Below are 12,619 nucleotides of genomic sequence, written 5' to 3'. Positions count from 1 at the left end.
AGCAGCTTTTTTTTGCTTAAGCAAGTATTTAAAAGATGATTTTTCGGGTTGCAATTTGTCCGTTTTCAAGAACGATTTTTACAATTAATGCCTGGTTTTTTTGAACCGACGGGCTTATGGAGATTATTTTCTTTCCGACTTTACTGGTTTCAAATACCGAACGGCCTAATAAATCATAGACCTTGATACTGTTAATATTTTCCAATTGTGAAGAAACACTGATGACACGATCTTTAACAGCAACGACCAATAAACTATCAATGGTTGTAAAATCTGCATTTGCAAGGGTTTCATTTCTAAACAGCAATTCAAATCTTGTGTCGAAAGTGCCACCTTCGGTTGTAAAGCTGTATGCCGATTGTTTCAGGTCGTGTATTATTCCGAGCGCTTTGTCTTCAAGATAAATGTTTTGAGATTCCATAAATCCGTCTGTACTATCAATGCTGATTTCGAATGTACCGCTAACCGTTGAATTGTAACCCAGGCTTATTTTCTCATGGTCGTCAAAAGGCAAAGCCCTTCCCTGGATGGCGAGTTTGGCATCGTTAACGGTCGAATAAAAATTCACATACGTATTGCCGCCAATTGCCTCTCCATCATAACCCCTGTCAATGTCGTTTGTGGCATCCTGGATATATCCGACAAGGATTTCCTTAAAGGCACCTTCATTGTTTTTAAGGCTCAGCCACACGCGGTTTTTTTCGCTTTGTTCGATCCTGCTGGCAATCGTTTCTGCTGATAATTCGGCCTGGGTTTTAAAAAATGCGTTGTTTCCAATATTTACGCGCATGCTGTTGCTGAAAGTCACCTGGGAATTGTTAAGCAATCCTTTGATGAAAAACGACTGTCCCGATGCGATGTTCGCAGTAGGCGCTGTGATCGTAGTTCCTGAATTGATCGCCGGCCTGGTTGCTACCGAGCCTGAATAATTGTAAACCGCATAATCATCTGAAGTATAGGCCAGGTTTGTGATTTGTGTGTTGTGCGTCCACAAATAAATCGTCCCTTCTACGACATTCACGTTTGCCGGATTCGACAGAAATGAAATCGTATTGATTGCCGATGGATATGGATTTCCGATAAGGTTCATATTGCTTCCGCCAATTTTTATCGGAGTCTGTATAAAACCATTGTTTGGAACGCCATTAAATTCGAAATTGTAAATTGTAGGAACCGGTGTTGCAGAAGCTGGCGCACGCATAATATATCCAACCGCAGGCAACATTGCATCTGTTCCGTCTGCATGGATGACCCAAGCACCTGCAACGGGATCGTAGCTGTAAAATTTGTCAAATCTCGTTTCTGGCGAAAACACGTTCATAATCTGCCCTGCAACCGGGGAAGACCAATAGGTAAAATCGAAAGCACGCATTGGTGTACTGTTTCGCTTCACTTTTACCGATCCTTTGTTGATTGCGGAATCGTTGTGCTGTACCAGACTTCCGTTGTTGTCAATCGTGAGCGTTCCGTTATTATCAAGCTCACTGCCTAAGTTAAAGTAGTTTCCGTCAGCAATGGTAACGCTTCCGCCAGCCTTGATTTCGCATTGACAGGCTGTAATGTTTCCTCCATTCAAAGAAGTATTGTAAGGGCCTTGTATGATTGCTTTTGTAGTTGCTGTTGGCGCACCCGGAGTCCAGGTTAATCCGTTCCAAATCGCCGAAACGACTTGTCTTCCAAACAAGGTTACATTGTCAACGGCCCATATTTCATTGGCATTGTCGTTTACCAATGTAATCCTGACTTCCAGATTCGCAGCTTTGGGCAAGCCTGTAAGTGAAATGGTGCTGAATCCCGAAGTCGTGGCATAACCTGCGGTTGCCGTTGCCTGTGTCGCAACGAGATTGCCATCATAAACAGTTGCGGCAACTCCGGTACCTGATGCAAATGACCACTTGCTGGCAGAATTTCCCAAAACCTGGATCTCATCAGACCATGGTGCGGCACTGTTTGTTCTCACTGCAACCGTTACCTTATCGGCAGCATCAGAACCTTCGGCAGCTGTAACTCCGAAAGAAGCAAGTTTAACATTGAGTTCTATATCACTATAAGCATTCGTATTGATTCCATTCATGATAAGCACTCCGGTACCATTGGTTACCTGAAGGCTTTTTGCCGTACCTAAAAACATTGGCGAACTGCCGGCATCGCCTGTTTGCCCGAACGCAGTACCGCCAGAGACAGCTGCGCCCGTGTAATTGTAGAGCCAGTTAGGGATTGCGGCGGCAGTTTCAAAGTTCTGGATGGCGATGGTTTCCACAACTCCGTAAGCGCATGGAACATAATCAACACCAAATCCACTGATGGCAAACCTGAAGGGATTTGCAGTAGCATCATTGGTTACGAGATTTACCGTTGCATTTCTTAATCCAACCGCTGAAGGATCAAAACGGATCGTGAATGTTGTTGTTGCGCCTATAGCCACTGAAGCAGCCGGTGTGGCGGTAATCGAGAAATCTGAAGCCTGTGCTCCTGTTAATGTCAGCGCGCCAAGCGTCAGGGCTACGTTCCCACTGTTTTTTACTGTAAAAGTCCTGTCAATCGTACCTGAGGTCACATTGACATAGTCGAAAAAAGTATGGTTTGCCAATGAAGTGGTGATTGTGCCATTCGCAACTGGCTGTGCATTTCCTGTAATCTCAATTTTTGAAGCAACCCCGGTTCCCTGAACCAGAAATACAAACGGGCTTTCAATTGGAGAACCCGAAACATCGGGGTCATTGTTTGCTATAGAAATCAATGCAGACCTTAGTCCTGTAGCGGTTGGGGAAAACTTTATTGAAAAATCCATGACTTCACCAGGGTAGATGACACTGTCATAAGGAGCCAATTGTATGGTGAAATCTGACGGATTCGCTCCCGTTATCGTGATGTACGGACTTGGGCCGGTTAAAATTAGCGGTGCATTGTATGGACAGTCATTTCTGATCTTAAACCCTTTGACTTCTGTTTGTACCCCTACAATTAAACTGCTAAACTGCGTATTGTTGTTAAGTGCCGGCACCATACTTCCACCGGTTACAATTGAAAAACCATTGGAAGGAGCCGCACCACCATTTCCATTTACGCGGATGTCCGGAATCGGTACCACGCCATATCCCTGAATGTCGAAGAAATACGGATTTTCGTTGCTGTCGTTATTATTGATATTTAGCCTTGCTTGCCTAAGTCCGGCAGCACTTGGATCAAAACTCACGTTAACGGCGACACTTCCTCCGGGAGCAATGTTTCCCGTTGGCGGGACACCTATAATCGTAAAATCTGAAGCCTGCGGACCGGTGATTGTGATTCCGGAAATATTTAACGGCGCACCTCCTAAATTATAGATATAGTAAGAAATGATGTGGTTAGAACTCAGCGTAGAAAGCGGCGATCCAATTGGCGCAAAGTCAGTTCCTTTAGCGACTGTTGGCGTGACATCTCCGGTGAGCAGGTTGTTTCCATAACACTGCACGTTGATTTCTGGAGCGGGCGGGCCGTAAACAGCCGAAACCTCAATGTCGTCCAGCCCCAATTCATCACGGTCACCCGAAACAGTTACATCGGCGAAAGCCCACCGAATGTAGTACGAAGTGCCCGGCTCAATCGTAACACCGTTAAGCGTGAGGGTTCTCGATGGCGGATTTAATGACACATTTACCCACTGAAAAGCATCGGCAACATCCGGAGAAGTGTAGTCGAGCGTAGGTTCATCCACAAAAGTGACATTGTCATCAGAGTGTGCGAATTTTACTGAAGTGGAGCTGTTTTCATCATTCTGAACAAAAAGATTGTAGGACAAATTGAGCTGTGTAATATTCGTTGTTCCGTTGTTTTTGATTTTTAACGTAACTGATCCCGGAGCCATATCACTGGGTCCTGTCTGGATCAAAAGCATCGGGTTTGTAGCCGTTCCCGGATAAGTTGTCAATGCATACATCCCAGGCGTGATCACACCTCCGGATACAGACCCACGCCCAAAATCATCAACGGTTTGCGTATCTCCAAAAAGCAAAGTCCCAAAGCTCCATCCTTTTACTTCCCACGCGTTTGAGTTTAACCTTCCTGCTGTAGTAGGGGCTGGCGCAAATCCCGCACCTGAATAGACCGTACTTGGATTTGATCCAACAGTGGTTTGCATAGCCGCAGAAAAGTCAACTTTTGCAGTTGGGGCGGCATTTGTGACAATAAGTTGGGCGAAGCCATTGGTAAAAATACCAAAGAAGAGTACTCCGAAAAGTAATTTTAATTTCATAAACAAAGTAGGGTTTGTAAGGATCGGGATATGTGGTTATCTCACCGACTGGCAAACATACAAATAAAAGATTTACAGCAAGTTAGCATATATAACAAATCGACTATCAGTAAAAATAATCGACGAAATACATCATTATAGAAACTTAAAAAAGCCCTAATAACCAGGGCTTTTCATTTAACTATTTTATTTTCAGGCAGCTTAGTACATAATCTTCTTGGTTACCTGCCTTCCGTTTTCTAAAATCACTTTTACAATTAAGGCCTGCTGGCTATTTATAATGTGGTCTGCAGCAAATTCATATTGGCTAATGATGCCACTATCATAAACTTTCCTGCCTAAAATATCAAAAACAGCAATTTGCTTTATTGGCACTGCAACCGCATGAACGGTGACTTTTTGCTTGGCGGATACGATGGAAACTTCACTTTCGGCATCTCCAATTGCTTCGTTCCCTAAAGACTGGTTTTTATATTTCAGGACAAAACGGTCGTTAAATGTACCGCTTTCGGTTGTAAATAAATAAGGCGATTGCTTTAAATCATGCACCACATTCACAAGCCTGTCTTCGATATACACATTGTCAACATCTTCAAAAACACCTTCTTTGTTGTCTATTGAAATTTCGAATGGCCCTGTTGCAATTGTAGAATACCCAAGTGCTACTGCATCCTGAAGATTAAAAGACGGTCTTCCCTGGATTTTATATTTTTCGCCTTCCGAAAGCGAATAAAAATTGATGTAATTCCCACCATTATTGAACAAGCCATCATATCCCCTGTCGTAACCGATCGTTCCATCAGGAATGTATCCAATCAACTGCTGGCTGAACATACCGGCCGGATTCTGCAGATTAAGCCAGATCCTGTCTTTCACTTCATGGCTTCCATTGGCTTTGTAAAACTGGGTATTGTCATATCCTTTGCTTCGAAGCGAATTGTTAAATGTAACCGTACTGCTTGGCGTTGGTCCATCATATTTAATAAAAAATCCTTGTCCCGAAGCAATGCTTCCAGCCGGAACAGCTGTCGATCCTGATGTTGGATCACCCGGTACAACAATTGGCCCGCGTGTTCCCGTACCGCCTAATTTTGTATATACGGCGTAATCATCTGAAGAATAACCCGCATATCCGCTCCAGGCATAAGCCGTAGAAATGTTATCGACATGCGTCCAGAAATACAAAGTTCCCGATGTGTTGGTATTTAAATCAATAAAATTATCTGCTGAAATTGCCGATGCATACGGATTCCCTACAAGATTATAATCGTCACTGTCAGCTACATTATCTCCCGTTAAAGTCACCGGAACCGTTACAACTCCATTGTTCAAAATACCGTCAAAATGCGCGCTTGTGGTTCTTGGAAAAGCGCCCGCAGCAGAGCTTCCCCTAACGATATATCCTCTACCGGGAGTTAGTACCGCCGATGCCGATTCATTGATCCACGGACTTGGCGGTGCATTGTCATGTCCAAGCCCCAAAAGGTCACTGTAATTTACGGTCAGGAAGCTGTAGGTATGGTCGTAACGGAAATTGCTGAAAGCAGTGGAATTCACAGCTGCTGTTATCGGCGAAGACCAATAGGTAAAATCATAAGCTTCATAAGGCGTGGTATCGCGGGTCACTTTTGTAAGCCCGTTTATTGTAGCGGCATCATCAACCTGGATGAGGCTTCCGTTATTTTGGATGTCTATGGTTCCGGCGTTTGTGATGTCATTTTGGATTTCTACATATTTTCCTGATGTAATGGTTAGTACCGCAGGAGATTTTATTTCGCACGAGCAGGCTTCGATGTTTGCTGTTGCAGTAGAATAACTTGTGTTGAATATGGCCCTCATCGTACTTGTTGGCGCAGATGGACTCCATGACCCTGACCAGGTCGCTGTAGGGATATCTTTAATTGCATACGCATTTGACGCCGTGTAACAAGTCGCCAGGTTTTCACGAATTTGGCAATAATATTGATAGTCGTATAATCCAGCAATTCCAGTAATTGTTAAATTTTGTGTTGCCGATCCGCTGTAAGTGCCATTGTCCGTTATTGCGACAAACGATGAGGCACCAGGCGCAGCAACATACCATTTATACTCCAATCCTGGCAGACCTGAAAAACCTTCCGTTCCTGTAACAGACAGTGTTATGTTTTTTGTAGCGCACACTATAGTTGCTGAAGGATGAGAGTTAACCGTTGGTGCTGATCTGAATACCTCGTAATGTCCAATATCTGTATAATCATTATTGGCACAAACATTTCCGGCAAAATCAATAATGTTCCAGTCCGCATTACTGTAAATTGTACTTGGAGCTGATACCGTATTTTTTCTTTTAAAACTTGCGCCATTGGTTCCAAGCGATCCGCTAACCCAGCTTCCGCTCCCAAAAACACCCCAAACATCTATAGCAGTACTTCCTACAGACGAAAACAATGCAATATGGTCATTTTTAGCAGTTTCGAAATTGATACCCGCATTTACATAAGAAACATCATTCGCATAAGAACCATCTCCTCCGGGAACGCTACATATATCCGATCCCCTGAATGCTATAACATATGTTGCCCCATTTGCAATACTTGCGCCCGTCGGAAAAGTATAGGTAGAACTATAAGCATTTCCATTAAAAGCAAATTTTAAAATATAACTTGATAAGGTTTTTAATGATCCCGTATTATTATATAATTCTACATAGGTTAATGCTCCATAATTGGAATCTGTCACTTCGCTGATAAACAAATCGCTCTGCAAAGCACTACCGGAACAACTTGTCACATCAGATTTAGTAACGTCGTAATGAATAGGTGTACCTGCACATGCTGCAGCATTCGTGACAATAAGATTCCCGCTAGACGCTCCAGTTGGAATAGTTACTACTAGTTTAGTTGCAGAATTGGAAACTACAGTTGCTGCAATCCCATTAAATGTTGCAGTAGCACCATTCAAACCCGAAGCTGCATTTATAGTAACTTCTGTTCCCACCGGCCCTGCAGTTGGAGTAACAGAAGTAACGGTAACAGCCGTACATAAAGGTACCGTAGTCCAATTTACTTTTACATCATCAATGGCCAATCCATGATTTGAACCAGAAGAAACATCTGTTTTTTCCCATTTGATCATAATGTAACTATTGTTTGGCAATGTAAATGTTGGAAGTGTAACTGCTGCGATAACAGTTCTGTTGGCAGCCAAATTTCCATCTAGCGCCCCAGCTGTAGTGTTTTTCGGACTTGCAAAATTTAACGCTGACACAGCCGTCCATCCTGTGGTTACCCCTGGGGTCAGATCTGTAATTGGGGTTGTAGAGATTTTATAATAGAAGAATAAACTTTGCCCAACTGTATTGGCAGCACGCCATTGTTCTCCAGTATATGCTACTGAAAAATTAGTAATAGGATTGCCTGAAGTATTCTGCAATTGCATGCCGTAATCCCAATAAGGAGTTGCATCCACAGTCAAACCACCTAACGCACGATCATTGGCACCTGTTGTTCCATAGCTATACAAATTAGCTGCGGTATTACCGCCATTATCTAAGAAATAAGAAAAAGTTGCAGTAGGACTCTTTTTTGCATACCAACTCTTAATACTACTATCATTTGTCCATGGTCTGGCTACATTTAAAGTATCAAAAGATTGTGTGTAACTTGCAGTTGTAGTCATATTAACAGCCTGCGACCACCCGGCCACAGCAAAAAACAAGCACAATATTATTAATTTAATTTTCATCTAATTGGAGTTAGAATTTAGTGGTATTTAAAAGCGAACCTACAAAATTACCCTTAATTTACGTATTATCAATGCTTTTAGATTACGAAATTATTAACATCAGCCCGTTCATGCGCGCCTTTTAAGAATTGTTTGGGATAATTGAACCCTTTTGAACTGTTTGTTTTTAGATTTGTAAGAAATTTAATTGCGGTTTATTTCTCAAAGCCTGTTTAATCTAAAGCAGTTAATCAATAAAAGCAAAAAAGGCCTGCAACAAGCAAACCTTTTATTTATAACTTAAGCCTAGGAATTATCCTATTTCAATACCATTTTTTTCGAGTATCGCCAACAGATAAATGCTTTCATTAGGATCGTATTTTTCAATCCCGCTTTGATACCACTTTTCAATGATGCTGATCTGGAATGCCGTATAATCATCTGCATCAATATCCATTCCGAGCATGCCCGCCATCAGGAAATCTTCCAACACTTTTGTGGTTACAATCAGTTCAGGAATGCCGTCAGAAATCTTCCCGTTCATCGCTTCATAATCCATCCTGCCCGATTGGAATCCCGACTGGAATGCCTCGGTGTAAAGCTTATCGTTAAACTGAAGGTATGGGTTAAGCCCGCTCGAATACCCCGCGAAATAGTCCTGTCTGTATACTGGGTTGAATATATTTTTCATTTGCTCCGATTTAATTATAGATCAAACATATACACAATTTTTGAAGAATAATCTAAAAATCGTTTAAAGGATAAAAAACTCTTTAAAACACAACCGCAATGGAGTTTATCGATAAAATATACCTGTAAAACAGCAGGTTATCAACACCTTATTTGCGTCGCGCATCCTGAATTTATAACCCAAAAGGCAATTTATCAACAATTTTAAAATATGGCTGCAAACGATAATTCTAAAATCAGCATTTAAAGAAAATTCTATCTTTGCAACATGTCAAAAGATACGCCCACGCCACTTGAAATCCGAAGCAAACTCGAGCATTACTGCGCCTATCAGGACCGTTGCCACAACGAAGTCAATGCAAAACTTAAATCTTTTGGCCTTTCAGGAAACGAAGCCGGCGAAATCATCGCGCACCTCATTGCACACAATTTCCTGAACGAAGAACGCTTCGCTTGCAGCTTTGCACGCGGAAAGCACCGCATTAAACATTGGGGTAAAATCCGTATCATAAACGAACTGCGTTTCCGACACATTTCGCAATACAATATAAATACCGCCTTAAAAGAAATCACACCCGAAGAATATTTCGACACTTTCGACAATCTTTCAACGCGTCTTTGGGAAAGCCTTCGGGCTGAAAAAGGACTCAGGAAAAATAAAAAATTCTGCGACTATCTTTTACGGAAAGGTTTTGAAAGCCAGTTGGTATTTGAACGGCTGAAAGAGTTGGACAAGTAAATTGTTGCATTGTTATCGAATTGAAGTATGTTTGAGAAGCGCTGTCCATTTGGATTGAACCGCGGATTGCTGCACTTTTCTTCGGGTTTCGTTCGGAAAAACGCCCATTTTCCGAACGAAACCCGGAGAAACCCCGAAGCAACTGCGAATAAATGCAAAGCAGAAGGGTCTACATGTACTTCTTTAATTCTAATATAGATGATTTTATGTTTTTCGTAACAAAAAAAAAGAGACTCGAAAGCCTCTTTATGGAATTAGAATATTTTTTTATAAATGTTTTCGCATTTGATATTGGCAAATATGGAAAAGAATTATTCAAAATTATTTGTCGATTAACTTTTCCAGCCTTGTCATCATCTCATCTTTTTCTTTCAGCATTCGTTCGTATAATGCGATCTTTTCTTCATGCAATTGGACTATTTTTTCGATTGGACTGACATTGAATGTTGGAGTATGGCCTGTATTTAAGAAAGCGCCATTATCAAAAGTATTCGAAATAATATTTACCGCCTGCTCCTCATCAAAATTCTGGAACGCTTCCACCGGAATCCTCAACGCCGCTGAAATTTGTCGCAACAAATCTGATTCAATAATATCTTTTTGCTCCAGCAACGAAATTTTCTTCTGGTTCCAGTCTTCCCCGAGGTCAAAAGCCAATGACTCCTGTTTGATGCCCAGCATTTCTCTAAAGCGTTTTACGTTTCTTCCCTGATGTATTTTTTGTTCCATGGTTGGTATCCATTTTTGTAGGGCTCGAAAGTAAGCCTTTATGGTTAAAATGCGTATGGGGTAAAGTTAAAAAATCTTGGTTAAAATATTTGGTTTGGAGGAGATAATTTCATTTTCTTATTCGCTGTTGGGCGGCATTGAAGGTGCTTCTTGATTCTTCCCCGCTATGGCGAAGTTGTGATCACCCACAGAACAACAACCACAAAAGTCGCCAAAAAAAGCCGCCTCATTGCAAGAGCAGCGAAGCAATCTCATGTGGCAATCTGTAAAAGTGGCTGTGGGCTGCTTCGCCGCTCTCGCAATGACGGTAGCTTGAAATGGCAGTTTTTGAGATCCGGTTCGTTTAAGTCCATTTAGAAAAACAAAAACAGCAAACAAAAAAAGCATCCCGAAGGATGCTTTTTCAAATAAAATATTGTTTGTGCTTACAAACCTGTAATGATAAACTCAGAGCGTCTGTTGGCCTGGTGTTCCTCTTCGGTACATTGCACGCCATCGGCACATTTGTTCACCAGTTTGGTTTCCCCGTAACCTTTTCCGGTCAATCTTACTTTATCCACACCGTTGGCTACTAACCAGTCGATTGTTGAAGCTGCCCTGCGGTCAGATAGTTTCTGGTTGTATTTCTTGGTCTGTCTTGAATCGGTATGCGAGCGCACGTCGATTTTCATCATTGGGTACTGTTTCATCACGTCAAGGATTTTCTCGAGTTCCAATGCTGCATCACTTCTGATGTCCCATTTGTCCAGATCAAAGTAAATGATCTTGATCCCGAAGGCTTTCGCCAAATCGTCGCCTACAGTTACCGGTTTCACTTTTTTCTCGAGTTGGATCGGAAGGTCGGTTTTACCTGTTTCTTTAGAGATCGTCACTTTCTGCTCTTTGGTCTCATAGGTCTCTTTCTCGCCCCTTACATAATAGATCTTGCCACATTCCACAGTTCCAAAATCGTATTTTCCTTCCGCATCAGAGGTCACTTCTTTGATCTTGTTGAACTTGTCATCCATCAGTGTCACTTTGGCCCCAGCCAATATTTCGCCGGTTTCCAAATCAGTCACCACACCTGCAAGCACCTGCTCGCAGATCAGTTTCCGGGTTTCGGTGAATTTGTAGATATCGTCATAACCCTGTCCGCCAGTTCTGTTTGAAGACAAAAAGCCCTTGCGTGTTTTGGTATCGATCAGGTAAGCAAAATCATCCTGTGGCGAGTTTGCCGGTGTCCCGATGTTTTGCGGTTCTCCATAAGATCCGTCGGCATTGACCTTTGACATGAAGATGTCAAGCCCGCCAAGTCCGGGATGCCCGTCGGTGGCAAAATACAATTCATTCTCATCGGTAATCGTAGGGAAGGTTTCTTTTCCTTCGGTATTGATGCCTGTTCCCAGGTTTACCGGAGTTCCGAAGCTTCCATCGTCATTAATGGTTACTTTCCAGATATCCGATTGTCCGTGCGTGCCGGGCATGTCCGATGCAAAATACATCGTTTTGCCGTCTGCGCTAAGGGTTGGATGCGCCGTACTGTAAGAATCGCTGTTGAAAGGCACTTCAGTAGCGTCAGACCAGTTCGTGCTGTCCTTTAAAGTGGCTTTGTAGATCTTTAAAAGCGTGATCTTGTTGGCATCTTTTCCTTTTTTTCCGTCGTTATAGTTATTTCTGGTGAAATAAACCGTTTTGCCGTCTTTAGAGAAAACCGGGGTCGCCTCATGGAATTTCGAGTTGATCGACTTGGCGAATTTCACAGGGTTTGAGAGCGAATCGTCTTTCCCGATCTCGGCAGCATACATATTCGTAAAATACTGGTTGGTCCATTTGTGCTTTTTCTGAGCAAAGCTTCCCGTATCGCGTGAAGAGGTGAATACGAGTTTCTTTCCGAAGAACGAGCTTCCGTAATCAGAATACTTCGAGTTGATCCCGGCATCCCCGATGGTGTAACGGCCAGAATTGGCTTTGATCACATCCATGTAGTTTTGCTTGTCCTTGAAGATCTGCCCGCGCAAATCGGCGCTGGCTTTCTGGTTGAACTGCACCATCATCTGATCGGCTTTGGCGTAATCGCCTGCTGATTTTAAGGTTTGTGCATAACGGTAATAATATTCCGGTGCAATGTCCCCGCCCATGGCAAAGAGTTCGCCATACCATTTATTGGCTTTCTCGAGCTCGGCATTAAAATAATAAGCGTTTCCGAGTTTCTGGAACATGTCTGCCGATTTGTAGCCTTTGGCCGCGACGCGCTCATAGGTCTGGGTCGCATCGATGTAGGCGTATTTGGCATACTGCTTGTCGGCCTTTTTGATGCCGCCGCTCTGGGAATAACCGTTAAAGGCCATCGCTCCCAGGATTGTTATGTAAAGTAATACTTTATTTTTCATGATGTCCGGGTTTTAGAAGAATCGGGGTGATATGATTTTGTTGAAGTTGCTGAAGAGCTCATAACGAAGGAAAACCTCGTGTGATCCTTTGCTATAGTTGTTCAAATCGGTCGTGTCGTAATCATACGCATAGCCGATAAACAGCCCGTCGGTGAT

Annotated in this window: 7 protein-coding genes; 1 reads left to right on the top strand and 6 read right to left on the bottom strand. The window is 42.7% G+C overall.

The window, feature by feature from the left end; translation table 11 throughout:
• Positions 1-28: 28 nt before the first annotated feature.
• From BLS32_RS13695 to BLS32_RS13685, 3 genes are all read right to left on the bottom strand, one after another.
• A complete protein-coding gene (locus BLS32_RS13695; protein ID WP_091397008.1) occupies positions 29-4,234 on the bottom strand; it encodes a choice-of-anchor D domain-containing protein in 4,206 nt (1,401 codons plus the stop codon).
• A gap of 201 nt (positions 4,235-4,435) precedes the next feature.
• Entirely contained in the window at positions 4,436-7,957 is a 3,522-nt protein-coding gene (locus BLS32_RS13690) for a T9SS sorting signal type C domain-containing protein (RefSeq protein ID WP_091397005.1), read from the bottom strand.
• 292 nt (positions 7,958-8,249) lie between these two features.
• Entirely contained in the window at positions 8,250-8,627 is a 378-nt protein-coding gene (locus BLS32_RS13685) for a hypothetical protein (RefSeq protein WP_091397002.1), read from the bottom strand.
• A gap of 267 nt (positions 8,628-8,894) precedes the next feature.
• Between BLS32_RS13685 and BLS32_RS13680 the strand changes: the two genes are divergently transcribed.
• Complete coding sequence (locus BLS32_RS13680; RefSeq protein ID WP_091396999.1) at positions 8,895-9,365, top strand: regulatory protein RecX; 471 nt, start codon at positions 8,895-8,897, stop codon at positions 9,363-9,365.
• Between the two features lie 321 nt (positions 9,366-9,686).
• Here the strand turns inward: BLS32_RS13680 and BLS32_RS13675 are convergent, their stop codons facing one another.
• From BLS32_RS13675 to BLS32_RS13660, 3 genes are all read right to left on the bottom strand, one after another.
• Complete coding sequence (locus tag BLS32_RS13675; RefSeq protein ID WP_091396996.1) at positions 9,687-10,094, bottom strand: helix-turn-helix domain-containing protein; 408 nt, start codon at positions 10,092-10,094, stop codon at positions 9,687-9,689.
• A gap of 425 nt (positions 10,095-10,519) precedes the next feature.
• Complete coding sequence (locus BLS32_RS13665) at positions 10,520-12,463, bottom strand: OmpA family protein (protein WP_091396988.1); 1,944 nt, start codon at positions 12,461-12,463, stop codon at positions 10,520-10,522.
• 12 nt (positions 12,464-12,475) lie between these two features.
• Positions 12,476-12,619 (bottom strand): type IX secretion system membrane protein PorP/SprF (locus tag BLS32_RS13660; RefSeq protein WP_139171779.1); only part of this gene is annotated, 144 nt, incomplete at its 5' end.

It is taken from the genome of Flavobacterium noncentrifugens, from assembly GCF_900100375.1.
Classification (GTDB): Bacteria; Bacteroidota; Bacteroidia; order Flavobacteriales; family Flavobacteriaceae; genus Flavobacterium; species Flavobacterium noncentrifugens.
Note: the sequence above shows the minus strand (reverse complement) of the source record. Positions and strands in the feature narration are given on the sequence as shown.

Coding starts and splice junctions, on each gene's coding strand:
- BLS32_RS13685 (WP_091397002.1), bottom strand. CDS start 8,627: ATGAAAAATATATTCAACCCAGTATACAGACAGGACTATTTCGCGGGG.
- BLS32_RS13690 (WP_091397005.1), bottom strand. CDS start 7,957: ATGAAAATTAAATTAATAATATTGTGCTTGTTTTTTGCTGTGGCCGGG.
- BLS32_RS13675 (WP_091396996.1), bottom strand. CDS start 10,094: ATGGAACAAAAAATACATCAGGGAAGAAACGTAAAACGCTTTAGAGAA.
- BLS32_RS13665 (WP_091396988.1), bottom strand. CDS start 12,463: ATGAAAAATAAAGTATTACTTTACATAACAATCCTGGGAGCGATGGCC.
- BLS32_RS13680 (WP_091396999.1), top strand. CDS start 8,895: ATGTCAAAAGATACGCCCACGCCACTTGAAATCCGAAGCAAACTCGAG.
- BLS32_RS13695 (WP_091397008.1), bottom strand. CDS start 4,234: ATGAAATTAAAATTACTTTTCGGAGTACTCTTCTTTGGTATTTTTACC.